The 269-nt window shown below is 55.4% G+C and carries 1 protein-coding gene; it reads right to left on the reverse strand.

Translation table 11 applies throughout. The annotated features are described in order from the left end of the window. A partial coding sequence (locus tag ACH107_RS33840; RefSeq protein WP_412509928.1) for an ATP-binding cassette domain-containing protein occupies positions 1-144 on the reverse strand: 144 nt, incomplete at its 3' end. Positions 145-269: the final 125 nt, after the last annotated feature.

Consider the following 269-nt stretch of genomic DNA (forward strand, 5'->3'; position numbering starts at 1 on the left):
CATCTGCAAGGTCGTGGTCTTGCCGCAGCCCGAGGGGCCGAGCAGCGAGACGAACTCGCCCTTGTGCACCTCCAGGTTGAAGTCTTGAACCACGCGGAGGTCGCCGTACTGCTTGGAGACATGGTTGAGGCGCAGAAAACTCATCGGTCATCCTTTGCGACGGGGCCTTAGTTCTGGGTCCTGAGGCCGCATTCTTTGTCTGAAGAATATGGATATGCTATTGCAATGCACGTGCCAAGACATTGGGTTTACGTAGGTGTATACGCTGT

The sequence above is a fragment of the Roseovarius halophilus (ex Wu et al. 2025) genome (genome assembly GCF_047086965.1).